We start from the raw sequence: 25,606 nt of genomic DNA on the forward strand, positions 1-25,606 counted from the left end.
GCGTGAAAGAGTCAATATAATTAGTCAAGTGTGTTAAAAACCCTATCTCCAGCATCTCCAAGACCAGGCACTATGTAGTTTTTCTCATCTAGCCTTTCATCAATAGCAGCCGTATACACATCAACATCTGGGTAAATTTCACTAAAACGCTTTAGTCCTTCTGGAGCCGCTATGATAGATATAAACTTTATCTCTTTAACGCCCTTTTCTTTTAGAAATTTTACCGCATCTATGGCTGTTCCCCCAGTGGCAAACATAGGATCTATAATGATGGCTGTGCGTGAAGAGGCGTCTGGTGGTAGTTTTGCGTAGAAAAATTCAGCTTGTGCTGTAGCTTCATTTCTTTGAAATCCCAAAAATCCCACCGCTGCATCTGGAATAATGGTAAAAACACTATCAAGCATACCAAGTGCAGCTCTTAAAATAGGACATATCATAATCTTTGTAGCTAGTTTTTTAGCAGTTGTTTTTGCCACAGGAGTTTGCACGCTAACATCACGCAAGGCTAGTTTCCTTGTGGCTTCAAATATCATTAGGTGACTAATCTCATCAACTACCATTCGAAACTGAAAAGACTGAGTGTTTTTATCTCGTAAAATGCTAAGTTTGTGTTCTATAAGAGGGTGGGATATAAGGCGGACATTTGGCAAATTTATTGCCATTTCACGGTCTATATGCATACTTTTCCTTTAAAATTTTCATACTTTTAAAGTTTTTATTATAGTATAAAGTTGCATATTTTTATATTAAACCCAAAATTTAGGATTTAAAAAAAGGGGGATAAGCCTCCCCCAAAATTATTAAAGTCCTTTTGAAAGTTTTTCTGTGTAGGCTTTTATGTCAAAGTCTTTAATGCGAGCTACCCCGTCTTGTATGGCTGCTTTTGCCACTGCAGGAGCTACAGCCGCTAGGACACGGCTATCAAATGGCTTTGGTATAATGTAGTCTTTGCCAAATTTTAGCTCGCTTACACCAAATGCCTTGCAAACTTCAGCTGGGACTGGCTCTTTTGCAAGCTTGGCAAGTGCCTTGGCTGCTGCCATTTTCATATTTTCAGTGATCTTTTTTGCCCTTACATCAAGTGCTCCGCGGAAGATAAATGGAAAGCCAAGGACATTATTTACTTGGTTTGGATAGTCGCTTCTACCAGTTCCCATCATTACATCAGAGCGAACTTCTGCTACCTCTTCTGGGAAAATTTCAGGTGTTGGGTTTGAAAGAGCAAAGATGATAGGCTCAGCATTCATAGACTTTACCATCTCTTTTGTTACTACGCCAGGCTTTGAAAGACCAAGGAACATATCAGCACCATTCATCGCATCTTCAAGTGTGCGATCATCTGTTTTTATGGCAAATTCTACTTTTTCAGGTGTTAGGTCGGTGCGCTCGCTATGTATAACACCCTTGCTGTCTACCATGACTATATTTTTTGCACCAAGTGCTTTATACATCTTCGCGCATGCTATACCAGCAGCACCCGCGCCACTTACTACTATCTTTATCTTGCTTATGTCTTTGCCTGAAATTTCCATAGCATTTATCATGCCAGCACTTGTTATCATGGCTGTTCCGTGCTGATCATCGTGCATTACAGGGATATCGACTGCTTCTTGAAGCTTTCTTTCTATCTCAAAACACTTCGGTGCGCGTATGTCTTCTAGGTTTATGCCACCAAATGTCGGTGCAAGAGCTTTGCAAATTTCAACGATCTTATCAGGATCATGCTCATCTAGCTCGATATCAAAGGCATCGACATTTGCAAATTTCTTAAATAAAACCGCCTTACCTTCCATGACTGGCTTACCAGCTACTGCGCCGATATCTCCTAGACCAAGCACCGCTGTACCATCAGTGATGACGGCAACTAGGTTTGCTTTGTTTGTATATGTATAGGCTAGTTCGTTATCAGCCTCTATAGCCTTGCATGGTTCAGCAACGCCTGGTGTATAAGCCATAGATAGATCTCGTGCTGTTTCACATGAGGTTTTTACAGCAATCTCTATTTTCCCCCCGATATGATATTCTAATGCCTCTTCTTTTGTAATCTTACTCATCTTTTCTCCTTTAAAATTTTACTTATCCTGCTTTTTATCTCGCTACTACCAAGTACCTCAAGCACCTCAAATATACTCGGACTTACGCTATTTCCAGTCAGTGTTACTCTTAGTGCCTGTGCTAGATCTTTTAACTTTAGTCCGTTTAACTCTAAAAATTCATTTGTTATCTTTTCATATCCTGCAGCATCTAAATTTAGCGTCAAAATTTCAGCATATTTTGCCAAGATTTCAAGTGCTGATGGAGTTATAAATTTTGCACAAGCTTTTTCATCGTATGTTTGCGGTGCGTTGATGATAGAGTTTGCTGCTGTTGCCATATCTATAAGCGTTTTTGCGCGTTCTCTTAAGATGTTTAAAAGCAACTCGCCTTTTGGGTGCGCATTAAAATCAACTCCAAACTCTAACATATCTTTTGCTAATCTCTCATAAGGCAGGCTCTTTATATAGTGGGCATTTAGCCACTCAAGCTTGCTTGGGTTGTAGGTGCTTGCTGATTTATTTATATCGTGCGGATCAAAATAACGCAACATATCATCCATACTAAAAATTTCATCATCTCCATGACTCCAACCAAGCCTTACTAAGAAATTTAAAAGTGCTTCAGGCAAGTAGCCCATGCGCTTATACTCCATTACATCGGTTGCACCATGGCGTTTGCTAAGTTTGCTACCATCTGCGCCATTGATCATCGCTACATGGAAAAATTCAGGTATCTTAAAGCCAAGTGCTTCATAAAGTACGATCTGCTTTGGAGTGTTGCTTAGATGATCATCTCCTCGGATAACATGAGTAATGCCCATCAGTGCGTCATCTACTACAACAACAAAGTTATATGTAGGAGTGCCATCTGAGCGTGCGATGATAAAGTCATCAAGTATATCTGTACAGTTAAATTTCATATCGCCCTTTATCCCGTCTTTAAAGCGAATTTCGCCACTTTCTGGGGCTTTTATGCGTATGACTGGCTCGATACCCTCTGGAGGAGTGCCAGTGAAATTTCTATATCTGTTATCATACTTTGGTCGCTCTTTTCTGGCTTCTTGCTCAGCCCTTAACTCATCAAGCTCTTCTTTTGACATATAACATTTATATGCTTTGTCCTCTGCTAAAAGCTTTTGAACATACTCTTTGTATATGTCAAAACGCTTTGATTGATACGCTACTTCGCCATCATATGCTAGCCCACACCATTCAAATGCCTCTCTTATCGCTATGACTGCCTCTTCTGAGTTGCGTTTTAGGTCAGTGTCTTCGATGCGTAGTAGAAATTTTCCACCATTAGCTCTTGCGTAAAGATAGCTGTATAGCGCAGTTCTAAGCCCACCGACATGCAAATATCCAGTAGGACTTGGCGCAAATCTTGTAACTATCATCTCTGTCCTTAAAATTTTTATGTTATAATGGCTCAAATTATATTTAGAAAATACTTAAATAAAGGTTTCATTGTGATAAAAAAAGCTATTTTTGCTTCACTTATGTGTGGAATTTGCCTAAATGCTCAGATGGTAAATGGCATAGCTGCGATCGTTGAAAACGAGCCGATAACACTTTTTGAAGTAGCCAAAGTTAAAGAGCAATTAAAAATCGATAATGTCAGAGCGCTTGATTTGCTTATCCGTGACCGCCTAGAACAAGCTCAAATCAAATCACTAGGTATTCATACAACACCTTTTGAGATAAATGATAGAGTTGCAAATTTAGCCAAACAAAATGGCATGAGTGTATCAGAATTTCGTTCGCAAATAGAAAGCCAAGGCACGAAATTTATAGACTTTAAGAGCGATATAGAAAAGGCGATACTGCAAGAAAAACTATATAAGCAAATTTTTGCTGATGTGGGAAGAAATGTTAATGAAAGTGCTGCAAAAAGATATTATCAAAACAACAAAAGTCAGTTTAGTAGCTTTGAAAGCGCTTCTATAACAGTCTTTAGTTCCGCTGATGTAGAAAAGTTAATGGAGCAAAAAAGCTTTGGCATAAAGGCTCTTAGTGGCGTAAAGGCACAAACGCTAAATTTAAACCGAGAAAATATAAGTCCACGCCTTGTAGTCTTGATAGCTGCTACGCCTGAAGGCAGTTTTACTCAGCCTTTGCAGTCGCAAAATGGCTATGATATGTTTTATATCAATACTAAAAACGGCGTTTATGAACCAAGCTTTGATGAGATAAAAAATGATGTTATAAACTCGATGTATCAGGCTGAGCAAGAGAAGGTAGCGAGGGATTATTTTGATAAACTTCGTGCAAAAGCAAAAATTAATATGATAAGGCAGTAAAATATGGTAACAGTATCTTTTTTAGGACCGATAGAATTTGATGATGTAAAACTTGAAGTTTCAAGTCTTGGCGAGCTAAAAGATAGACTAAATGAGTATGATGAGCTTGCGTTAAAAGAGTGGCTTCAAATTTGTGCTGTTGCTGTAAATGATGAGGTTGTTACCGAGCTTGAAACGCCTTTAAAAGATGGCGATAGGGTTTGTATCTTACCACCAGTTTGTGGAGGTTAAGATGGAAATTTATAATGGAAGTTTAGATATCTGTGAGATACAAAATCGTTGGTATAACGATGTTTGCGATAAAAACTGTGGAGCGCTTATAACATTTGTGGGTATCGTGCGAGAAGAGGGCGGAATTTCAGCGCTTAGTTTTGATATTTATGAACCTATACTTAAAAAATGGCTTGATGGCTGGAGCCAGAGAGCTAAAAAAGAGGGGGCATTTGTTCTTTTTGCTCACTCTCGCGGTGATGTTGCTGTGCATACTAGCTCATATATAGCAGGCGTAGTAAGCCCACAGAGAAAGGTTGCTTTAAAGCTAATAAATGAATTTGTCGAGGACTTTAAGGCTAGTGCACCTATATGGAAATACGATGTCATTGATGGTAAGAGAATTTATGCTAAAGAGCGAAGCCATACTATAAATGGTGCAGGAATTTTAGCGTAGTTTTTAAATTTAGGCTAGATAGGCTCTAGCCTAAAGTCTTGTTTTAAGAGCAAATTCGCTTACTCTCTTTTCTTGTTAAATACTCCCACATAAACTGCAAATATAAAACCAACAGCAAGCGCGTAAGGCGCAAAAGGCGTGATACCTTTTGGTGAGCTAGCCAGCATAAAGTTATGCGCAAACGCAGCGCCAGCAGTCATGCCTATAACAAATATAGCCGAGCTTAAATTTCCTGTACCCATTTGAACCAAGTGCTTTCCAGGGCAACCCTCACTAAGACTAAAGCAAAGTCCAGCTAGTACCATACCAAGGAAATTCCAGATGGTTTGATTGTGTGCTATGGGCTGGTCTTCAAAACCAAATTTATACTGACCAAGTGCTAAATTTACGATACTTGCAAAAACTATGATACTAAGCACTCCGCTAAACATCTTAAACTCGCCTTTAAACATCGAACCAAACGCTCCAGTGCTGCAAAATTTACTCTTTTGCATTAAGATACCAACAATGACAGCGATCCCAAATGATGCAAATATGCTAGCATGCATAGAGCCAGGACCTTTTGTAGAGCTAAAAAGTGCGCCATTTTCGCCTGCTTTAAGCCCGAAAATAAGAGCTAAAAGTAGCAAAACTCCTATAGCCACAGGCAAAATTCCAACTCCAGCTGAAATTTGGCTTGGCTTAGTTAAGCCGTATCCTAGCTTTTTAAAATTAAATCCAGCAAAAACACCAACAACAAGTCCAGCCACACCAGCGATTGCACTCATATCGCCGCCACCAAGTCGTAAAAATGCTCGCCACGGGCAGCCTAAAAATACAAGGCAGCCTATCATCGCAAAAACACCTAGAAAAAAGCGCACAAACGGCGATGAGCCAGTTGATGGTAAGAATTCTTTTGTCCAAAAAATGCTTGATAAAAAACCTCCAACCATTAGCCCGATGATCTCTGGGCGAAGATATTGAAGTGCGCCAACATTATGAAGACCAAGCGCTCCAGCCGAGTCGCGCAAAAAGCAAGCAGCGCATATACCCATATTTGCTGGGTTACCAAGAAAGACTAAGAGGGCACCAAGTCCACCAAGAGCTGCACCAGCAGCAACATACCATTTTATAGTATCCATGAAGTTTCCTGAATGTTTAAGTCAAGCTAAACTAGCTTCTAAAACGCAAATTTTAGCGTTAAAATAATAAAAAATAAATAAAATTTCACCAGCTATTTAATGCAAAATGGTAAAATATGCCAAAAATTAATATTAAAAAGGATAAAAAATGAAAGAGTGGGCAAGCTATCAAGATACGCTAGATGTTTTAAAAAGTACCATAAATTCGTGGGATAGAGTGCAAAAAGTAGCTATAACTGAGGTGCTTGATAGACATATCGCACACGATGTCATAGCAGAGCAAAACTACCCAGCACAAGAGCTTTCAGCTATGGATGGCTATGCGTTTAAGTGGCAAGATGGTTTAAGCGAGCTAGAGTTAATGACTGATTTGCCTGCTGGTAGCGATAAAGGGCTTGTGGTAAGCGGCACAAAGTGCGTTAAAACATTTACTGGCTCGCTTATGAGCGAAGGTACTGATACTCTTATACCAGTTGAAAATGTTGAGGTTGTGGGTACGAAAGTTATCATTAAAAAACCAGTAGCCAAAGGGTTTTCTGTGCGAGAAGTTGGTGAAAGTTATAAAAAGGGTGAAATTTTGATAAAAAAAGGCACTCGTCTAAATTATGCTGAGATAGCACTTTTAGCTGAGCTTGGCTACTTTCATATCAGTGTTTTTGTACGCCCAAGAGTTGCGATACTTGCGACTGGAAGCGAGATAAGAGACCTTGGCGAGGCATTAGAAAATCCAGCACAAATTCATAGCTCAAACCATATCGCTCTTGCGATGATGATGCGTAAAATGGGCGCTGAGCCAGTGGTTTGTGAGATTGTTAAAGATAAACCAGAGCTTGTCAAAGAAGCCATCACAAATGCCCTAAAAACAGCCGATGTGCTAGTGACTACGGGTGGAGTTAGTATGGGGGATTATGACTTTGTAAAAACTACATTAAATGAAAATTTTAGTATCATCATCGATGGCGCTGGTATAAAGCCAGGCAGGCACATCAAAGTGGCAAAGTCCGGAGAGAAGTATATCTTTGCCTTGCCGGGATTTCCATATTCGGCTATGGTTATGTGTGTGCTTTATGTACGCGTATTGCTTGATGCGTGGCTACATGAGCAAACACCAAGAATGCTAAAAGCGATAATTGACGAGAACTATACCAAGCGCTCGCCATTTTTGGAATTTACAGCTGTAAATTTGGTGCAAAAAGATGGAGTAAGCCATGTAAATTTAAGTGGCAAAAAGTTAGGTAGTTCAGCAATAGTAAACAACCTAACAAGTGGCGCTGCTCTTTTAGTCGTGCCAAAAGAGACTGAGCTTATATCTAAGGGTGAGCTGGTTGATATTTTGCTTATGGTTTAAGATATCTAAAATTTATCTAAAACAAATATAGCTAGCAGATAAACCATATAAAACATCATTGCCGCTATTAGGCTATCTAAAATTTGCCATGCTCTCGCATTTTTAAAAAATTTAGATAGCCCAGCCGCTGCGTATCCAAGGCTAAAAAACCAAATAAGCGAAGCTGATACCGTCCCAGCAAAAAACCAAGGTCGTTCATAGCTTGCCATACTTGCTCCAAAGCCGCCAACTACGATAAACGCATCTATCCAAACATGAGGGTTTAGCAGGCTTACGGCGATGGTCTTTGCTATAGTGACTTTTAGTGGCTTTGGCTGTGCGTTTGAAATTTTGGCAAAACTAGTGCCACGGAGTGCTGAGATTAAGCAATTTATCCCATACCAAAGTAAAAATAAAATACCACTTATCCCAAGCAAAATAGCAAAATTTTCGCTCCTAGCCGCCAGCCCTCCAACGCCAAATATACCAAGTCCAAACACAAGACAGTCTCCAAAAAACGAGACCAAACAGACCCAAAAGATATGGTTTTTAGATAGTCCTTGCTGGATTATGAAAAGATTTTGTGCGCCGATGGCGATTATCAGTGAAAAGCATAAAAGCGCACCATTGATAAAAATTTCAGCCATTTTTATTTACTTACTTGTAAATTCGCGATACCGATAAACAAGCACTCATCAAGCATTTGCGGGATCTGTTTTGTTGCTGATATAAATATCGTCTTGCTTGTGTCTGCAAATTTTATCTCGATACCATTTTTACCAAAAAGCTCGCTGATGTCATTTTTAGAGCAAATTTGCTTACCCAAAAACTCATTACAGAGTGCTAAATTTAGGGCATTTTTGGTTGAAATTTTACCTTGACTTATTTTTAGATTATTATTTTCGTTTAAAATAGCTATCAAGCGCTCATTTATCTGTAAAAATAATTCACTTATTGCACCACTTTGTATGTTTATTTGCACGCTCCTTAGCGTCCCAAGAAAGCTTGGCTCTATATCCAGGCTCCACTGTTCGCACTCGCTATCAAGAGTTTTAAGCATATCTTCTAGTGCTTCACCCATTTTGCCAAAACTTGTTAAGACATGCGTGTTTTTTAGTACGATCTTTCCACCATTTTTATCGCTACTTAGTGAGTCATAAATGGCATCTAAATTTAGTCCAGCATCATCGCAAATAGGCGAAAAAATAGCACGCAAGAACTCTGAAATTTGAGCAAATTCTCGCATTGCATTTAGGTCTATCTCATATCTCATTTTTGCTCCAATTTCTCAAAATTTTCATAGTGATCAGCTGTATAAAAAACCAATCCATCGTTTGAGAAAACTATACGCTTTGCTCCGCGTTTTCCACCTTTATACTCTATGTCTGCCTCGATATAGTGGCGACCTTTTGCGGTTGGTAGCTTTTTTTCAAAGTTACCAAACCTATCTCCGCCGATACTCTTACCAGGCGCAACCGACCATAAATTTCCTTTGCTAGCTTCCCAGCCAAGCTGTATGGCTTGTTTTTTTGTGATAAAATTTTGAGGAAGTTTTTTGTAGGTAAAAATATAGCTTGCCACATCATTTTTACTTGTGTATGAGCCATTTTGGGTTATGCTTGAGGGCTGTGTTTTTGTGCTAGTTTGCTGGGTTTTGATACTTTTATCATCACTATTTTTCCCATCAAAAAAGAGAAAATTTATAGCTGCTATAACTATAAAAATGAGAGAAAGTAGCAGTCTTTGCTGGTTTTTAGACATTTATAGCCCCTTTGTTTATAGATTTTATCATAAAAAGATCGTGTTTTGTTTTACGATTTTTGTAGTTGTGCAAGCTTTTGTTAATAGCTACAATGCAAAGCAGTCTAAAATTATGCAATATATTTTTATAAAGTTTTTTATGGGGCAAGATATTAGTAGCGACTTTATCAAAAGCTATAAACACTCTGCAAAAATGCTATTAATAAGCAGTACCAAAAGCGCGCTATAAGTCATTATTTGTAGCCCATTATCATTTACTTTTTGCCAGATAAATTCACCCACACTAGCCATTTTGGCTAAAATATTACCTGGCTTCATGCGTGTCTCCTTTTGATTTTATGGATTTTAACAAAAATTTACTTATAGTGCTATTTTACATAGACAAGTTTTTATCTATTAAGTTCTTAATATATCATGTGCAACGGATTTTGCACTAGCAAATGCAAAGTGGATATTAAAGCCACCAAGCATTCCTGTGACATCCAAAACTTCGCCCACAAAGTAAAGTCCACTAACACCTTTTGCTTGAAAATTTTTATCAAGCCCACTGGTTAAAACTCCGCCATTGCAAACCTCTGCGCGCTCAAATCCAAATGTTCCAGCTGGTGCAAAGCTATAATCAAAAAGCTTTAAAATTTTATCCTTTTGCTCCTGGCTAAAACTCTCGTAAGGTGCGTCTTTTAGACCATTTACGCTTAAAAATTCTAGCACAAAACTTTTTGGCAAAGGCAAGACGCTACTTAGCTGCTTTTTACCTTGAACTAGCTGTTTTTTGCTAAAATTTGGCAAGAAATTTAAGCTTAGTTGTCCCTTTTGCCAAAATAAAGATGCGTTTAAGATCACTGGACCACTGATACCTTTGTGTGTAAAAAGTATATCTCCACTAAATTTTCTCTCACAAAACTTGTCTTTATTCACTTTTGTTGTAAGTGAAATTTCGGCCTTTACGCTAACTCCACTTAAGTTTTTAAACCAAAATTCATCTTTTTGCACCGTAAAGCCAACAAGAGCTGGAGCAAATGCTACGCTTTTTAGCCCAAACTTATGGGCTATATTTAGTCCTATATCGCTTACTCCAAGCGTTTTATAGCTTATGCCTCCGCTTGCTATGATGAGCTTTTTACTTTTAAAGATTGTTTCATTTTGGCACGAAATTTCAAAAATTTCACCATTTTTATTAGCTGATATAACTTCGTGGTTATATAAAATTTCTGCCCTAATTTTTGATAGTAACACCTTTAAAACAGCTTTTGCTCCGCTATCACAAAAAAACTGCGAACTTTTTTGCTCGCTAAAACTTAACTCACCAAAGAAATTTAAGACATCTTGATAGTTTAAGCTATTAAGCGAGTTTGAGATAAAATTTTCATCACCAAGATAGTTTTTAGGGCTTATGTTTTTGTTTGTGATATTGCATCTACCGCCACCACTGGCTAAGATTTTATTGCCTGCGGATCTATTTTTTTCAAGAACTAAGACATTTAACTCTTTTAAATTTGCTGCTAAAAAAAGACCGCTAGCCCCGCCGCCAACAATGATAGCGTCATATATCATTTAAATTTTCGTTTCAATGCTTTTAGGATATATCGTGAGAGTTCAAGCCCTTTTGAGCGGTGTGAAATTTCAAGCTTTATCTGAGTGTCAAGTTCGCTTATGGTCTTTGAAAAGCCATTTGGGATAAACATAAAGTCATATCCAAAACCATTTTCACCCCTTTCTTCGCTAATGGCCTTACCGTGCATAAAGCCATGCGTAGTGTAGCTACCAAATTTACTTGAAACTGCGATACAGGCGGTATAGTGTGCGTTTGTACTTGTTAGATTTTTGGCTTTTAGTTCTGAGATTAGCTTAGTTCGGTTGCTCGCATCTGTGGCATTTTCTCCACTATATCTAGCTGAGTAAATACCTGGCGCACCATCTAAAACATCTACACTAATGCCACTATCATCACTAAGAGCCACAAACTCATCTTGTAGATTTAGCTCACAAATTTTATCATAAACGGCTTGTGCTTTTATAAGTGCATTTGTTTTAAAGCTTGTGCCATTTTCTATAATTTCAAATGGCTTCATAATCTCACTAAGAGCGTAAATTTCATACTCTTGTAAAAATTCTTTTATCTCTTTTACTTTATCTTTATTTGATGTTGCTAAGACGATTTTCATGTTTTTGCCTTTTGTAAATTTAACTTACATTTTATCAAAAAAGAGATTAATTTATAAATATTATGTTAAAATCTAGGAAAAATTTTAAGGAAAATCATGTCAAAAGGTGTTTTGCCACTTAGTTTTATAATAGGAAATAGATTTTTTGGTATTTTTGTGGTCTTACCCGTTCTTAGTTTGTATGCATTAAAGTTAGATGGGGCAAATGAGTTTTTGGTGGGGGTTTTGATAGGTGGTTATGCAATAACACAGATGATATTTCAGGTGCCATTTGGTGCGCTTTCTGATAAAATAGGGCGAAAAAAGACCCTTTGTATCGGACTTATAGTTTTTGTTATCGGAAGTTTTATATGTGCTCAGGCTAGTGGAATATACATGATGATATTTGGGCGTTTGCTTCAAGGTGTTGGCGCTATAGGGGCTGTAGCAACGGCTATGATAAGTGATTATACAAAAGAGGAAAACCGCTCAAAAGCGATGGCTATAATGGGGGCTTTTATAGGTCTTGCGTTCTCACTTTCTATGGTTTTAAGCCCTGTTTTGAGTAAAAGCTGGGGTCTTAGTGGGCTTTTTTACCTAAGTGGTGCACTTAGTATCTTTTGTCTTATTTTGCTTTTTACGGTTGTCCCAAAAGAGGTAAAAGTCGTTCATGTTGAAGAAAAAGTACCATTTTTAAAGCTTATCTTTGAAAAGGATTTCTTGCTAATAAGCCTTACAAATTTAATGCAAAAGATGCTTACAAGTATCGCTTTTTTGGCTATCCCTATCATCTTGGTAAATGAGCTTGGATATGCTCAGGCAGAACTTTGGAAAGTCTATGCTACAAGTACGGTTTTTGGGTTTATAGCGATGGGGCTTGGAGGATTTTTGGGTGATGGCAAGGGACTTAGTAAGGCTATCTTGCTAGTTGGTGTAGTGCTTTTTGTGGCTGCATACTCGCTCTTTGCTGCTTCAAATTCGGTATTTATCTTTGTGGTTGGTGTTGTTGTATTTTTTGTTGGATTTAATCTACATGAGCCCATTATGCAAAGCTGTGCGACAAAATTTGTAAAAGCAAAACAAAAGGGTGCGGCTCTTGGCGTCTTTAACGCATTTGGCTACTTTGGTAGCTTTATAGGCGGGGTTTTTGGTGGTTACATACTTCATACTAAAAGTATGTTTGAGCTAGCTGTTATATGTGTTGTTTTGTGCGTTATATGGCTCTTTGGTCTTGCTAGATTAAAAGATCCAAGAGTGTTTAAAAATTTGTATTTTGAAAATGATATAGATCTAAGTGCACTTGATGGCATTAGGGGTATTTTTGATAGGACGCAAAATGCAAAGGGTGCAGTCGTGAAATTTGACTCAACCCTTATAAGTGAAGATAAGATAAAGGAAATTTTAAAGAGCTAAAAGCACAAAATATCGTGCTTTTAGTTTCTTCTTTCAAACTCATCAAACCCAAATTCACGTACCATGACTGTCTCGCCATTTTCTTTTAAAAGGACTAAATCTGGTAGTTTGACTCCATTAAAAGTTGTATTTTTTACGATAGTGTAGTGGATTTGATCTTCAAATATGACCCTATCACCAATCTTTAACTCGCTATCAAATTTATACACACTATCGCCAGCTTCAAGCCCCACTATATCTCCAGCCAAGCAGGTGCTACCGCCAAAAAGATACTCAAATTTTCCATTTTTACTCTCGCCACGCACTGCTGGTCTGTATGGCATCAGCACGGTGTCTGGCATGTGTGCTTCGGCTGAGACATCAAGTATGGCGATGTTTTTTTCATTTTTAACTATGTCAAGTACACTACCAACTAAGTAGCCAGTCTGCCAACCAACAGCCTCTCCCGGCTCAAGAAATACTTTTACGCCGTATTTTTCTCGGAAATTTTTTATAAGTTTTATAAGAAGATTTACATCATAACCCTCTTTTGTGATGTGATGACCACCTCCAAAATTTATCCACTCCATTTGCGGGATAAACTCGCCAAATTTTTTCTCAAATTCTGCTAAAACTAGCTCTAAACTCTGCGCGCTCTCTTCACAAAGTGCGTGAAAATGAAGACCTTTTATACCATCAAGTAAGTCTGGGCGAAAGTTTGCTTTTGTGATACCTAGTCGGCTAAAACGACCACATGGATTATAGGCTTCAACTGGTGAGACTGAAATTTCGGGATTGACCCTTAGACCGCAAGATACGCCACTTTTCAGCGCCTTTTCTTTAAATTTTTCCCACTGATTAAAGCTATTAAAGATAACATGGCTTGAAATTTCTAAAACTTCATCTATCTCATCATCTTTGTATGCAGGTGAATATGTACAAACTTCGCCGTTTAGGTGCTTTGCTGCAAATTTTGCTTCATGTAAGCCGCTACAAGTTGCACCGTCAAGATATTTACTAACAAGACCCATCACGCCACTAAACGCAAAACCTTTTAGTGCAACTAAAATTTCTGCCTTACTTTCATCTTTAACATATTTTAAAAGTTCTAAATTTTTTCTTACTTTTGCCTCTTCACATACATAGGCTGGGGTTTTTATCTCGCTGTCTTTCATCTTTTTTCCTTATGAAAATTTGGAGTAATTATACAAAAAAATGATAAAATTTTAAGAAGTAGGGCTCGGTTGAGCCCATTTTGTGGTTATTTTAAACTATCTTCGCTGATGATTTTTGGTACGCTATTTACACCTGCGTTAAAATATTTTTTGCGTAAATCATCCATCTTTTTAACCTCTGCTTCAGATACTGACTTTTCAGGAACTACGGCATTTTGGTCGTAGTATTTACGCATTATCTTTACCTTTTCGCTATCTGATTTTGCTGAAGCGATCTCCTTATAGATAAGATGTGATTTTTCAAGTGCACTTTTATCATGAACTGGCGTAAGTATCATCTTGACATTTTCATTTACTAGCCTTTTTTCTATATTTGCTAGCTCAAGTCTACAGTAAGGGCATTCAGGATCGGTAAATATAACAGTTGTTGGCTTTTTTGCGTCATCGCCAAGGCTAATGATATATTTTTTATCCTCTTTTTTATAGACATCTTTTAGCTTGCTGGCTAGCATTTTATCAAGTATAACTTGTTTGTAATTTGTCATATTTTTTAGGTCTAAAATATCGTTAAATATAAGATCGTCGCGTGTAAAAACAACCATATCGTTGCTTTGATCACCCTCTGTTACCTTTAGTATCACAGCTTCGTATGCTGTGTTGTTTTCAACTTTTTGTCTTGATGCAACCTCTATTTTGACATTTGAAGGGACAATTTGCTTATAAAAGTCTAAAATTTGCTCATTTGTTAAGGCAAATAGCGAGCTTGCAGCAACTGCACTTAGGAGTAGAATTTTTTTCATTTTTTACCTTTTTAAAAATTTTCGCTGATTATAACGGCTAAGTTTAAACGCCGCTTTAATGCTTATTTAAATTTTCTATCAAGACCATCTTTTATTATATTTGTGTCAAGGTCAAGTCGCTCAAGATAGGCGATGATGTACTTTCTGCTAAGTCCTAGCGCGTCTTTTGCGTTATGCACATTTACCGCCCCTTGTGTTTTTATGAGCTCTTTTAGCTTGCTAAGTGCTTCATTTAGGGCTTTTGATGTTATGAAAAGATTATGAGCAAGCCTTATCACACGACCTTGTGCCGTTAGCTTTTTTAGTGCATTATCACCGCTAGCACGGTCTATCTCAAGTTCATCATAGATGTTATACGGTGCGTCTGGGGCTAGATTTGCAGTGTCTAGAATTTTATAAATTTCATCTTCTAGTCTTACTTTTAGCTCGCTTAGGGCAATACCAGTTTTTGTATAAACGCCCTCTTTTTTGCTTATGATACCACTTGTTTCAAGCTCATCAATGGCTTTTTGGACTAAATTCTGACTAGCCCAGGTAAGTTTAAGGCTTATAGAGCTTGCTGAAAATATGGCAAATTTATTCTTTTCAAGCATAAATTTGACAAATTCTTTTATTCTAGCCAGCGCACTTTGATCATATACATTAAGCGCTGTGTCATCAACAAAGACATTTGATAGACTTTTTGCTACTTCTAGCGCCTTTTCATGGGCTAGATCAAAGCGCTGAACCGAGCTTATAAGTCCAAAGCCATTTTTATGAGTATCTTTCAAAATTTCAAAAACACTTTTGAAGTCGCTATGGTTTAGTGCATTTAAAAAGCTTATTTTGCTCTGTTTTTTTAGTGGTTCGCTTATAGGATTTAACACTCGTCCGCCACCTATAACTCTACCATTTGCTATAAGCACAAATGGCTCATTAAATTTTAAAAACATATCTTTTTCAAATTTAAATGTTACAAATTTGCTCTCATTTTGTTCGCTTAAAACTATGGCTTTTGCTGCTATTTGTTTTGCGCCTACACAAAATGTCACGCTTTGATTATGTGTTAATATGCTAGAAAATACTACAGTATCAGCTTCACGAAAGCCACGGAAAAACCCTTTTTTGCTAAGTAGCTGTCCTTTTTTTAACTCGCTTAGCTCAACTCCTGTTAAATTTAAAGCCACACGCGAGCTTGTGCCAGCGCTTTTTGCATCAGCATCGTGGGTTTGTATATTTCGTACACCAACCTCTTTTGCGATGTCATAGTTAAAGAGTTTTTCGCCTATCTTTACACTTCCGCTTAAAACCGAACCAGTCACAACTACGCCGATACCTTTTACGCTAAAAGCTCTATCAATGTAGTAGCGAAAGATTCCATCATCATCGCGTTTTTTAGGTCGTAGTGTAAAAAGATAATCTCTAAGATTTACTATACTCTCATCATCTTTTATGCTTACAAAAAAGCTCTGTAAAACATCTAAATTTTTAAAATTTTTGATATATTCAAGTAGTTCTTGCTCGACTTGTTTTAGGTGACTTTTATCAACTAAGTCAGATTTTGAGATGACTAAGATTATACTTTTTGCATCAAGTAAGCTTAAGACGCTTATATGCTCTTTTGTTTGAGGCATGATACCATCATTTGCAGCCACGACTAACATACAAGCATCAAAGCCAAACGCCCCTGAAATCATTGTTTTAACCAAATTTTCATGACCTGGAACATCTATAAAAGCTATATTTTCATGACCTCTTTGCAAATTTGAAAAGCTAAGGTCAATAGTTATACCACGCTCTTTTTCTTGCTCCATTCTATCGCCTTCAAAGCCGTTTAGTGCTTTAATAAGCGCTGTTTTACCGTGGTCGATATGACCTGCTGTGCCGATTATTAAACCCATTTTTCACTCTCGATCTGATCTATTTTTTCTATTAAAATTTCTATATCTTTGTCTAAAATGCTTCTTAAGTCAAGCAAAAAAGCACCATTTTCTATCCGTCCTATAACGCCATTTTTTCTGTACAACTCTTCATTTGTAATGGCGTCGCCTTTTATTTTTAACGCAAGACTTGGGTAGGTTTTATTTGGTAAGCTGCCACCTCCAACAAATGTTTGTGTTTGATAAATTTCAAGTGATTTTTTTAGCCTTTTGTTGATAAAATTTGCTAAATTTTCAAGCTCGGCAACGCTTTTATTTATATGTTTTGGTGTGCTTAAAAGCTCAAATTCTTTATTTAAATAAGCTTTTATGCTTTCGCATAGTACCGCGATGGTTATCTTATCGACGCGCAACATACGAAGCAGCTGGTTTTTTCGTAGTTTTGCGATGAGCTCACGCTTACCAAGAATGATACCAGATTGTACGCTACCAAAAAGCTTGTCGCCACTAAAACTCATAAGACTTACGCCACTTTGCATTATTTTAGCAATGCTTGGCTCATCTTTTCCAAGCTTATGTGCCAGTTCACCAACATATCCGCTACCAAGATCGTAATAATCAATCAAATTTCGCTCCTTGGCTAGCGATGATAGCTCAGCTGTATCAACGCTTTCGCAAAAGCCCACGATGTCAAAATTTGAGCGATGTACTTTTAAAAGCATCTTTGTGTTTTCGTTTATGGCATTTTCATAGTCATAAAGATGTGTTTTGTTCGTAGTGCCTACTTCACGCAAGATTGTGCCAGAAGCACTCATAACATCAGGCACCCGAAAACTTCCGCCTATCTCAACCAGCTCGCCCCTACTAACTACCGTTTCGCCGCCTTTTGCAAAGGTGTTTAGCATTAAAAAAACAGCACTTGCGTTATTATTTACCACCAGTGCATCCTCGCAGCCAAAAAGTGCGGCAAGTAGTGTGCCTACATACTCGTATCTGTTGCCGCGTTTACCATCTTTTAAGTTATATTCAAGTGTTGAATATGAAGTTATAATCTCTTTGGCTCGGTTTAAAATTTGCTCATCTATCACGCTACGAGCCAGATTTGTGTGCATGACGACACCAGTTGCATTTATCACTCTTTTTAGCTCTTTTGCCTTAAAATTCTCGTAACTTTGGCAAATTTCAGAGATAATCTCATCCGAGTTTTTACTAGATAGCCCTTGTTTTATCTTGTTTCGCTCAGTGTTTAAAATTTCTCTTGCGATATTTGCTATAACGGGTTTTAGCTCATTAGCAAAGCACTCGAGGTTTAAAATTTTATCCACTTGCGGGAGATTTTGAAAGCTCATTTTTCCTCCAAGTAATTTTGTTTTACTAGGCGTTATTTTAGCATGAAAATTAAATTTCACACTTAATTATGATTTAAAGTGTATAAGAGTAATATGTTGCATGAGAATTGTTTAAAGGAAAACTATGAAAGAATTTGGTTTTTATGATGATGTTGGCGGAGTTATGCTAAATGAACAAATAGAAATTTCAAGCGATGAAAATGCTGAGTTTTTAGTAGCAAACTCACGAAAACTAAAAGCTGAAATTTATGCTCCTGAGATAAGTTTTTATCTTAAAAACTCAAAAGATAGCGTTTTAGAAAAGTCAAAAAATGCACTTTTGCTATACGAGGCTCGTGCAAATGTTTTTGATAGCGCAAAGGACATTGATTATCAAAAAAATGTCGGAAAAAATGTAGTTATCATAAGTAACGGCGGTCGTGCAGAGCTAGCACAAAGTCTAAAAGATGGTGGGTTTAAGGTTATTGAGCTTAGTCATTTTGAGATAAAATTTCTTTATGGCGCGGTCGGTGAGCTAAGCGTTATAGTGCTAAATGAGCAGGGCGAGTTTGAGGTAGATGCAGACTTTGTGCTTGTTGAAAATGCGCGTGATTATATGCTTAGACAAAGTGGCTGTATTGAGATTTTTGGTAAGAGCGATGAAGAAATTTTGACACTTTTAAATGCCAGCTCGCCAACTTACGCATATAAAAGTTTCACGACTTATGATAGTAGTATTTGCCAGTATCACGAAAGAAGACATGAAATTTGTGCTAAATGTAGCGAGGTTTGTCCAACTGTTGCGATACTAAAAGAGGACGAGACAAAACATCTTATATTTTCTCATATAGATTGCATAAACTGTGGCGAATGCATAAGTGTTTGTCCTAGTGGTGCTCTTGATAGTTCTCTAATGCCTCGTGAGAGCTTTTATGCAAATGCCAAGCTTTATAAAGACAAAATCCCACTTGTTTTGCTAACTGATGAGCTTGAAAACTTAAATATTGAGCTACCAGAAAATGTCTTGCCATTTGCTGTAAGAAGTGAAAAATTTCTAAATGAAACGCACCTTATATCACTACTACAAGAGAGCGGCTCAAGTCTTGTTATATATCCAGCAAAACGCTCTAGAGCGATGAGCTCAGCCATAGATATGCTAAATCAAATTTATGAGTTAAAATTTAACAAAACAGCCATTTTTGTAGCAAAAAATGAAAGTGAGCTTAAAGATATGCTAAATAAAGCAAAACTTATCGATGGTTCACAAAAAACAACTAGCTCGTACGCTTTACCAAAACGAGAGGTTTTTGCAAAACGCCTTAGCTATTTGGTTGGAGATGAAAATTTAGGCGTAGTTTATGCAGATGGTGCGATAGAATATGGCAAAGTGGAGATAAATCAAGACACCTGTACTCTTTGTCTAAGCTGTGTTGGTGCTTGTAATGTAAGTGCTCTTGTTGCTGATAAGAGCGATAACTCTATCAAATTTAACCCAAGTGTTTGTACGGCGTGCGGATACTGCGAGTTAAGCTGTGCCGAAAAGGACACGATAAAACTAACCAGAGGTAAAATAGAGCTAAAACCAGAGTATTTTACATATAATGAGCTTGCTAAAGATGAGCTTTTTAAGTGCGTTGAGTGCGGTAAAGAATTTGCAACCAAAAAAGCGGTTGAAAAGATAGCAACGCTTATGCTACCACGCTTTGCAAACCAGCCAGATAAGATAAAAACGCTTTATTGTTGCTCTGACTGTAAAGCAAAAGTTATGATAAAAGCTCAGATAGCGGCCCAGCAAAGCGAAAAATTCTACGATTAAGACTATAAATAAGGGGTAAATTTCTAAATTTACCCTAAATTTTTCACTACAAATTTCCTTATTATAAGAAAAATCAAGCAACTTTTAGGTATAATCAGCCAATTTTCTTAGAAAGATAGGCAGAAAAATGAGTTTTATTGATATATTTTCCAAGATAAGAAAGAGTCAGCCAGCACCAAATGAGGCGCCGGCACACTGGGTGAAGTGTGATAGTTGCCACTCTTTGATGTACTACAAAGAGGTTGAGGCGAATTTTAATGTCTGTCCAAAATGCGCTTACCACATGCGCTTAAAGCCACATGACCGTATTGCGATGCTTTGCGATGAAGGTAGTTTTGTTGAGTATGATGCAAAGCTAAAGCCAGTCGATCCTTTAAAATTTGTGGATAAAAAATCATATAAAAAACGAATATCTGAAAGCGAAGAAAAAACTGGCAGAACGAGTGCTGTGGTGTGCGGAGAGGCAACTTGTGATGGAGTGCAGATACAGCTAGTGGTCTTTGACTTTGGCTTTATGGGCGGTTCGTTAGCGTCAGTAGAGGGCGAAAAGATAGTTCGTGCGATAAAACGAGCTATAGAAAAACAACAAGCAGTTGTTATCGTGAGTGCTTCTGGTGGTGCGAGAATGCAAGAAAGCACATTTTCTCTTATGCAAATGTCAAAAACTTCAGCAGCATTAAAGATGTTAGCGGAGGCTAAACTCCCATACATTTCAGTGCTTACTGACCCAACGATGGGTGGCGTAAGTGCTAGTTTTGCATGGCTTGGCGACTTAATCATTGCCGAACCTGGAGCACTTATCGGTTTTGCTGGTCAGAGAGTTATAAAACAAACTATTGGCGCAGACTTGCCAGAGGGATTTCAAAAGGCTGAGTTTTTGCTAGAGCATGGGCTTATAGATGCGATTGTGCCACGCAATGAGCATAAAAAATTTATCAGCGATACACTTAAAATTTTTATGAATAACTAAGGTAGTGGCTTGAATATAAATGTCTTTAGCATACAAAAATCATCAGTAGATAGCTTTGAAAATGAGATAAAAAGCTATACAAAGATGTCACTAAAATTTGCTAACATCACGGATAATACAATATTTAATGACAAGATAGCAAAAGCCCAAAGTGCAAGTAAAGATGAAGCGCTTAGGGCGTATGATGAGATTTATGAGCCAAAGATGAAAAATGGCTATAATATCGTGCTTGATGAGTGCGGTAAGGCACTTGATAGTAAAGAATTTGCTGAGCTTTTTCGTAAAAATGCAAATATAAATTTTTTCATAGGCGGAGCTTATGGATTAAGTGAAAATTTTAAAAAAAAGGCAGACAAGCTTGTAAGTTTGAGCGCTCTAACCATGGCTCATAAGATAGCAAAACTTGTGCTTTTTGAACAAATTTTTAGAGGTCTTTGCATAAATGCAGGCCACCCATATCACAAATAAGGAAATTGATGACAAATAACGACTTGGAATTTTTTAAAAAGCTTCTTGAGGAGCGAAAAATTCAGATTAAAAAAAATATTTTAGACTCAGCAAACGAAGTTAGTGGGCTTAGGGATAGTGGCGCAAGCGATGAGATAGACATAGCAAGCATAAATGCTGATCAACTTATAGAGCAGTCTATAAGTGTGCAGCAGCAAAATGAGCTATCTGAGATAGAGCGTTCTTTGGTAAAAATATCAAACAAAACTTATGGAATTTGCGAGATGTGTGAAGAGGATATAGCCCCTGCGCGCCTAAAAGCCAAGCCACATGCAAGATACTGCATAACTTGTCGTGAGATAGTCGAAAAAACAGCAAAAAATTAAAGGAGAAAGTATGAAAACTAGACGGTTTGTTATCTATTCTATTATATATGTTGCTATTGTTGCATTTTGTGCATTTATGATAACAGATGCGGGCTCATACTCGTTAAATTTGCTTGGTTATGAGATAAATTTACCACTTGCCGTTTGGTTTGCTATCCCAGTTGCGGTATTTGCTATACTGGCGATACTTCATATCTTTTTTCATAGCCTTGGAGTTTATAAATATAAGCGAGACATAAAACGCGATAGGTCGCTTTATAAGGACATGTTAAAGGAGATCTTTCTTGGTCTTGCAAGTAACAAAGAGTTTAAAACTGATATTTTCAAAACCCCAGCTGCAGCTACTCGCATACTATCACCTTGGGGACTATATAAAGATATAAGCATAGGTGATGAAGATATTGCAAATGTTGTAAATGTGGTAAATAGCGTTAAAAATGGTAATGTTGTAGATCTAAAGAAATTTAAACTTCCAAAGGATAATGCTTTATTTTTGCAAAATGAAAAAAATAAGATAAATACACAGCCAAACTACTACATAGAGATCTTAAAAGATGCTATGGCGCATGAAAGCTTAAAAGAGTGTGCTAGACTTAAACTTTTGGCTAAGGCAGAATTTGCTGACATAAAACGCTACGCAGGTACACTTAGTTCAGATGAGGTTATGGGCTTGCTTGAACGCTATAAAAATGACAGTATAAGCATAAATTATGATGAAATTTTTGAACTTTTAGATGATGATAAGATAAGTCGTGAGCAGTATTTGTGTGCTGCTATCATGTTAAAAGATAAACTCAAGCCAGATACTTATAAAGCGATATTTGAAAAACTTAGAAATTCTCACGCAGACGCTGATGAAGCCTATATATACGCGCTTTATGAGCTTGTTATGCTTGATGATGTTAGGGAGGCTATCGCAAATAGCGATGTTGATGAGTTTGTCGAGATAAAAACCCTGCTTTATCTGCGTGAAAATGGCAAAAGTGTCCCTAGTTCGCTCTTTTTTAAATGATAGACTTTAGTAAAAAACCTCTATTTCTTGCCCCTTTGGCAGGTTTTTCTGACCTGCCATTAAGAAGTGTTGTTAAGCGTTTTGGTTGCGATGTAAGTGTGAGCGAGATGATAAGCGCAAATGCGCTTGTTTATGATAGTGCTAAAAGTATTGATATGCTTAAAAAATCCCCAAATGAGACACCTTATATAGTTCAAATCGCTGGTAATGATAAAGAAAATATCAAAAAAGCAGTTGGTATCATAAATAAATTTGATGGTATAGATGGCATAGATCTAAACTGTGGTTGCCCAGTTCCAAAAGTTGTTCGCCAATGCTCTGGCTCTGCACTCTTAAAAGATCTTGATCTGCTTAAAATTTTACTTGAAACTATAAAAAAAACTTCAAACAAAAAACTACTAAGTGCCAAAGTAAGGCTTGGTTTTGATGAAAAGATCCCAGAGGCTATCGCCAAGGCTTGCGAAGAGGCTGGGGTTGATTATATAGCTGTACATGGACGAACTAGAGCTGGAGGATATAGTGCTGATGTTGATTATTCGGCGATAAAAGCAGCAAAAGATGCCATAAAAATTCCACTAATCGCAAACGGCGATATAGATGCCACAAATGCGGCGGATGCGCTAGCTAAAACTGGTGCAGACGCACTAATGATAGGTCGAGCAAGTATTGGCAAGCCTTGGATATTTAGCGAGATAAAAAGTGGCAAGAGTGTAAGTAGTGAGCTAAAAAAAGAGATCATCTTGGCTCATTTTGACGCGATGATAGAGCACTATGGCACGCAGGGCGCTTATATCTTTCGCAAACATTTACACCAGTATAGCAAGGGTATGAGCGAGGCTAGTAGCTTTCGTGATGAGATTAATCGCATAACCGACATATCGCTAATGCGAGAGAAAATTTCTGTATTTTTTGCTTAATGCAAGGCTATATTTTACATACACAAAAAGTTAAAGACGAGGATCTGCTTGTCTTTATTTTGACGCAAGAATATCTTGTAAAAAGCTATAGATTTTATGGTGCAAGACACCCAAATATAATGCTTGGACATAAGATCGACTTTGAACTTGTTGAAAATATAAAATTTCTGCCACATCTTAGAAATGTCATACATCTTGGCTTTATCTGGCAGCTTAATCGCGAGCGACTTCTTATCTGGCAGCAGTTTATGCGGCTAGTTTTTACTCATCTAAAAGATGTAGATGAGGTTGAGAGTGTTTATTTTGCCCAGCTTGAAAACTGTGCTCAAAAATTTGAAAAACAAAACCCAAAACGCCTAATCATCGAAAGCTATGTAAGAATTTTAGAGCATGAAGGCAGGCTTCATAGCGAGCTTGAATGCTTTGTCTGTGATGAGCGCATAAGCGGTGAAATTTGCCTTGTGCGCGGTTTTTTACCAGCTCATGATAGCTGCTTGAACCAAGCTGGTTTTTCGCATGAAAAGATAGAAAAACTATTTAACACTAAAAGCACTACATGGCTTGATGATATCGATGTAGAACGACTTTATCAAATTTTGCTTGAAGGTTTTTAGTCTATTTGCTTAGCTGCACATCTTGTTCGATTTGCATTAAATTCATAAAAATTTCTTCAATATTTGCACGCTCATCATCACTTAAATGTAGTTTTGGTGCTTTTAAAAATTGGCTTACTAATGCTTCATTTTGTAGGGTTTCAATACCAAATTTTTTAGCGTTTTCTACTATTTTTAACGCTCGTAAGTCTTGATGTTTAAAATTTTCATAGCCCATTTTTTGCCTTTATTTTAGCATTATAACACCAGCAAAGCGTCCAGTTATGCCCTCTTTGCGGTATGAAAAGTAGCGCTTATCGCAGTGTGTGCAGGTAGGGTCAAAGTATAAGTTTTTTATATCAAGCTTACTAAACTCATCTTTTAAAGCTGCATTCATATCAAAATTTTCACCAACTTTAAAGCGTTCAAATTCTCCTATGTCTAGCTTGCCTATCTCATAGCAGCTACTTTTGATATTTGGTCCAACAAAAACGATGAGGTCTTTTGGGTGTGAGCCAAATACGCTTTGCATCATGGTTACGGCTTTCGTGCAAATTTTAGCCATTACGCCAGCTCTACCAGCGTGTAAAGCTGCTATGACTTGGTGGGAGGCGTCATATATTAGCACTGGCGAGCAGTCTGCGACCATGACGCAAAGTGCAACACCTTTTAAGTTTGTGATGACACCGTCACACTCTTTTGGCTCATCGTCTTCGTGTTGTATAATTTTTACTATGTCAGAGTGTGTTTGATTCATAAATTTTATCTTTTTTGCTCCGATAAAATTTGCTAAATTTTTGCGATTGTGCGCTACATTTGCACTATCATCGCCTACATGATCGCCTAAATTTAGACTTTGATAAGGCGGCTTGCTTACTCCATTAAAGCGATCGCTAAAGCCAGCTGTGACAAATTTATCATTAAGCTTAAACTCAAACATCGTTAATACAAGCTTGCAATATGCTGTGCCTCATCCCAGCTCATATTTTTTTTAGAAAAACCAAGCTGGTGCGCGACATATCTAGCCAAAAGATCACTTTCAACATTTACTCGCCTTCCGACTTTAAACTCTCTAAAAAGACTCTCTTTAAAAGTTATCGGTATGATAGTTAGCCGAATGGTGTTTTTAAAAACCTCATTTATGGTAAGACTTACGCCATCTATGCACACGCTGCCTTTATTTGCCATAAGTGCCATCACTTCATCTGGTAACTCTATTAAAACATCAACGCCATTTTCATGTCTGTTTATCTGTTTTATCTTGCCAATAGCATCGATATGGCCTTGCACTAAATGCCCATCTATGCGATCACCAAGACACATCGCTGGCTCTATATGCACCTTGCCTTTTAGGTTTTCTGTTGCGATATTATTGCGAGTTTCGGCTGAGAGCTCTACGCTAAAACCATCTGTAAAGATCTCTGTGACGCTAAGGCAAGCGCCATTTACTGCAATACTATCGCCTAAATTTGGCCTATGGTTAGCCTTTAGTCTTAGTGTATTATTTGTATAACTTATTACGGTTGCTAGCTCTCTTATTAGTCCATTAAACATTTTG

At 37.5% G+C, this 25,606-nt stretch carries 29 protein-coding genes; 12 read left to right on the forward strand and 17 right to left on the reverse strand.

Features of this window, described 5'->3' with window-relative positions:
- Positions 1 to 20: 20 nt before the first annotated feature.
- The 3 genes from upp to gltX form a co-directional block, all read right to left on the reverse strand.
- On the reverse strand, positions 21 to 650 hold the full coding sequence (gene upp, locus LQV35_RS00695) for a uracil phosphoribosyltransferase (RefSeq protein WP_230056719.1): 630 nt from the start codon (positions 648 to 650) through the stop codon (positions 21 to 23).
- Between the two features lie 150 nt (positions 651 to 800).
- Positions 801 to 2,054 (reverse strand): malic enzyme-like NAD(P)-binding protein, encoded by a 1,254-nt coding sequence (locus LQV35_RS00700; RefSeq protein WP_230055952.1) that lies wholly within the window; start codon positions 2,052 to 2,054, stop codon positions 801 to 803.
- Positions 2,051 to 3,430, reverse strand: a complete 1,380-nt coding sequence (gene gltX, locus LQV35_RS00705; protein WP_230055953.1) for a glutamate--tRNA ligase — start codon at positions 3,428 to 3,430, stop codon at positions 2,051 to 2,053. Before gltX ends, LQV35_RS00700 begins: the two co-directional genes overlap by 4 nt.
- Positions 3,431 to 3,502: 72 nt before the next feature.
- Between gltX and LQV35_RS00710 the strand changes: the two genes are divergently transcribed.
- From LQV35_RS00710 to LQV35_RS00720, 3 genes are read left to right on the forward strand one after another with little or no spacing between them, the layout of a single operon-like run.
- Complete coding sequence (locus LQV35_RS00710) at positions 3,503 to 4,333, forward strand: peptidyl-prolyl cis-trans isomerase (protein WP_230055954.1); 831 nt, start codon at positions 3,503 to 3,505, stop codon at positions 4,331 to 4,333.
- Positions 4,334 to 4,336: 3 nt separating this feature from the next.
- The gene (locus LQV35_RS00715) at positions 4,337 to 4,564 is read left to right on the forward strand and encodes a MoaD/ThiS family protein (protein WP_230055955.1); all 228 of its coding nucleotides are present in this window, start codon (positions 4,337 to 4,339) and stop codon (positions 4,562 to 4,564) included.
- Between the two features lies 1 nt (position 4,565).
- Positions 4,566 to 5,000: a molybdopterin synthase catalytic subunit gene (locus LQV35_RS00720; protein ID WP_230055956.1), complete on the forward strand. Its 435-nt coding sequence runs from the start codon at positions 4,566 to 4,568 to the stop codon at positions 4,998 to 5,000.
- A 59-nt stretch (positions 5,001 to 5,059) separates the two neighbouring features.
- Here LQV35_RS00720 and yedE read toward each other — a convergent pair whose 3' ends face one another.
- Entirely contained in the window at positions 5,060 to 6,121 is a 1,062-nt protein-coding gene (yedE, locus tag LQV35_RS00725; RefSeq protein ID WP_230055957.1) for a YedE family putative selenium transporter, read from the reverse strand.
- A 148-nt stretch (positions 6,122 to 6,269) separates the two neighbouring features.
- On the opposite strand from yedE, the gene LQV35_RS00730 reads away from it, so the two are divergent.
- A complete protein-coding gene (locus LQV35_RS00730; protein ID WP_230055958.1) occupies positions 6,270 to 7,469 on the forward strand; it encodes a molybdopterin molybdotransferase MoeA in 1,200 nt (399 codons plus the stop codon).
- Between the two features lie 5 nt (positions 7,470 to 7,474).
- Here the strand turns inward: LQV35_RS00730 and LQV35_RS00735 are convergent, their stop codons facing one another.
- From LQV35_RS00735 to LQV35_RS00760, 6 genes are all read right to left on the reverse strand, one after another.
- Positions 7,475 to 8,095, reverse strand: coding sequence for a LysE/ArgO family amino acid transporter (locus tag LQV35_RS00735; RefSeq protein WP_230055959.1), 621 nt, complete (start codon positions 8,093 to 8,095; stop codon positions 7,475 to 7,477).
- Positions 8,096 to 8,097: 2 nt separating this feature from the next.
- A complete protein-coding gene (locus tag LQV35_RS00740; RefSeq protein ID WP_230055960.1) occupies positions 8,098 to 8,721 on the reverse strand; it encodes a barstar family protein in 624 nt (207 codons plus the stop codon).
- On the reverse strand, positions 8,718 to 9,209 hold the full coding sequence (locus LQV35_RS00745; RefSeq protein WP_230055961.1) for a ribonuclease domain-containing protein: 492 nt from the start codon (positions 9,207 to 9,209) through the stop codon (positions 8,718 to 8,720). Before LQV35_RS00745 ends, LQV35_RS00740 begins: the two co-directional genes overlap by 4 nt.
- A 174-nt stretch (positions 9,210 to 9,383) precedes the next feature.
- The gene (locus LQV35_RS00750; RefSeq protein ID WP_230055962.1) at positions 9,384 to 9,527 is read right to left on the reverse strand and encodes a hypothetical protein; all 144 of its coding nucleotides are present in this window, start codon (positions 9,525 to 9,527) and stop codon (positions 9,384 to 9,386) included.
- Between the two features lie 78 nt (positions 9,528 to 9,605).
- Positions 9,606 to 10,763 carry a BaiN/RdsA family NAD(P)/FAD-dependent oxidoreductase gene (locus LQV35_RS00755; protein ID WP_230055963.1) on the reverse strand — a complete coding sequence of 386 codons (1,158 nt, stop codon included), beginning with the start codon at positions 10,761 to 10,763 and terminating at the stop codon, positions 9,606 to 9,608.
- Positions 10,760 to 11,374, reverse strand: coding sequence for a non-canonical purine NTP pyrophosphatase (locus LQV35_RS00760; RefSeq protein ID WP_230055964.1), 615 nt, complete (start codon positions 11,372 to 11,374; stop codon positions 10,760 to 10,762). Before LQV35_RS00760 ends, LQV35_RS00755 begins: the two co-directional genes overlap by 4 nt.
- A 96-nt stretch (positions 11,375 to 11,470) precedes the next feature.
- Here LQV35_RS00760 and LQV35_RS00765 point away from each other — a divergent pair, with 96 nt between their 5' ends.
- Positions 11,471 to 12,766, forward strand: a complete 1,296-nt coding sequence (locus tag LQV35_RS00765) for an MFS transporter (RefSeq protein WP_230055965.1) — start codon at positions 11,471 to 11,473, stop codon at positions 12,764 to 12,766.
- A gap of 20 nt (positions 12,767 to 12,786) precedes the next feature.
- Here LQV35_RS00765 and nspC read toward each other — a convergent pair whose 3' ends face one another.
- The 4 genes from nspC to selA all read right to left on the reverse strand — a co-directional run bounded on the left by nspC (position 12,787) and on the right by selA (position 17,928).
- Positions 12,787 to 13,920 (reverse strand): carboxynorspermidine decarboxylase, encoded by a 1,134-nt coding sequence (nspC, locus tag LQV35_RS00770; RefSeq protein ID WP_230055966.1) that lies wholly within the window; start codon positions 13,918 to 13,920, stop codon positions 12,787 to 12,789.
- Between the two features lie 86 nt (positions 13,921 to 14,006).
- Complete coding sequence (locus tag LQV35_RS00775; RefSeq protein ID WP_230055967.1) at positions 14,007 to 14,720, reverse strand: thioredoxin fold domain-containing protein; 714 nt, start codon at positions 14,718 to 14,720, stop codon at positions 14,007 to 14,009.
- Positions 14,721 to 14,782: 62 nt separating this feature from the next.
- The gene (gene selB, locus LQV35_RS00780) at positions 14,783 to 16,600 is read right to left on the reverse strand and encodes a selenocysteine-specific translation elongation factor (RefSeq protein ID WP_230055968.1); all 1,818 of its coding nucleotides are present in this window, start codon (positions 16,598 to 16,600) and stop codon (positions 14,783 to 14,785) included.
- Positions 16,591 to 17,928 (reverse strand): L-seryl-tRNA(Sec) selenium transferase, encoded by a 1,338-nt coding sequence (gene selA, locus LQV35_RS00785; protein ID WP_230055969.1) that lies wholly within the window; start codon positions 17,926 to 17,928, stop codon positions 16,591 to 16,593. Before selA ends, selB begins: the two co-directional genes overlap by 10 nt.
- 124 nt (positions 17,929 to 18,052) lie before the next feature.
- Between selA and LQV35_RS00790 the strand changes: the two genes are divergently transcribed.
- The 7 genes from LQV35_RS00790 to recO all read left to right on the forward strand — a co-directional run bounded on the left by LQV35_RS00790 (position 18,053) and on the right by recO (position 24,069).
- Entirely contained in the window at positions 18,053 to 19,723 is a 1,671-nt protein-coding gene (locus LQV35_RS00790) for a 4Fe-4S binding protein (RefSeq protein WP_230055970.1), read from the forward strand.
- Positions 19,724 to 19,850: 127 nt separating this feature from the next.
- A complete protein-coding gene (gene accD, locus LQV35_RS00795) occupies positions 19,851 to 20,693 on the forward strand; it encodes an acetyl-CoA carboxylase, carboxyltransferase subunit beta (RefSeq protein ID WP_230055971.1) in 843 nt (280 codons plus the stop codon).
- Positions 20,694 to 20,702: 9 nt separating this feature from the next.
- Entirely contained in the window at positions 20,703 to 21,161 is a 459-nt protein-coding gene (locus LQV35_RS00800) for a 23S rRNA (pseudouridine(1915)-N(3))-methyltransferase RlmH (RefSeq protein WP_230055972.1), read from the forward strand.
- Between the two features lie 8 nt (positions 21,162 to 21,169).
- Positions 21,170 to 21,526 carry an RNA polymerase-binding protein DksA gene (gene dksA, locus LQV35_RS00805; protein WP_230055973.1) on the forward strand — a complete coding sequence of 119 codons (357 nt, stop codon included), beginning with the start codon at positions 21,170 to 21,172 and terminating at the stop codon, positions 21,524 to 21,526.
- A gap of 10 nt (positions 21,527 to 21,536) precedes the next feature.
- Positions 21,537 to 22,538, forward strand: a complete 1,002-nt coding sequence (locus LQV35_RS00810; protein WP_230055974.1) for a LapA family protein — start codon at positions 21,537 to 21,539, stop codon at positions 22,536 to 22,538.
- A complete protein-coding gene (locus tag LQV35_RS00815; RefSeq protein WP_230055975.1) occupies positions 22,535 to 23,455 on the forward strand; it encodes a tRNA dihydrouridine synthase in 921 nt (306 codons plus the stop codon). The genes LQV35_RS00810 and LQV35_RS00815 overlap by 4 nt, the downstream gene beginning before the upstream one ends.
- A complete protein-coding gene (recO, locus tag LQV35_RS00820; RefSeq protein ID WP_230055976.1) occupies positions 23,455 to 24,069 on the forward strand; it encodes a recombination protein RecO in 615 nt (204 codons plus the stop codon). The genes LQV35_RS00815 and recO overlap by 1 nt, the downstream gene beginning before the upstream one ends.
- Before the next feature lies 1 nt (position 24,070).
- On the opposite strand, the gene LQV35_RS00825 is transcribed toward recO, so the two are convergent.
- Genes LQV35_RS00825 through LQV35_RS00835 form a run of 3 tightly spaced genes read right to left on the reverse strand, consistent with a single transcriptional unit; the run spans position 24,071 to position 25,602 of the window.
- Positions 24,071 to 24,286 carry an acetyltransferase gene (locus LQV35_RS00825; protein ID WP_230055977.1) on the reverse strand — a complete coding sequence of 72 codons (216 nt, stop codon included), beginning with the start codon at positions 24,284 to 24,286 and terminating at the stop codon, positions 24,071 to 24,073.
- 9 nt (positions 24,287 to 24,295) lie between these two features.
- A complete protein-coding gene (gene pgeF, locus LQV35_RS00830; protein ID WP_230055978.1) occupies positions 24,296 to 24,988 on the reverse strand; it encodes a peptidoglycan editing factor PgeF in 693 nt (230 codons plus the stop codon).
- A 2-nt stretch (positions 24,989 to 24,990) separates the two neighbouring features.
- Positions 24,991 to 25,602 (reverse strand): riboflavin synthase, encoded by a 612-nt coding sequence (locus LQV35_RS00835; protein ID WP_230055979.1) that lies wholly within the window; start codon positions 25,600 to 25,602, stop codon positions 24,991 to 24,993.
- Positions 25,603 to 25,606: the final 4 nt, after the last annotated feature.

The sequence above is a fragment of the Campylobacter suis genome, from assembly GCF_905120475.1.
In the GTDB taxonomy this organism is placed as follows: Bacteria; Campylobacterota; Campylobacteria; order Campylobacterales; family Campylobacteraceae; genus Campylobacter_A; species Campylobacter_A suis.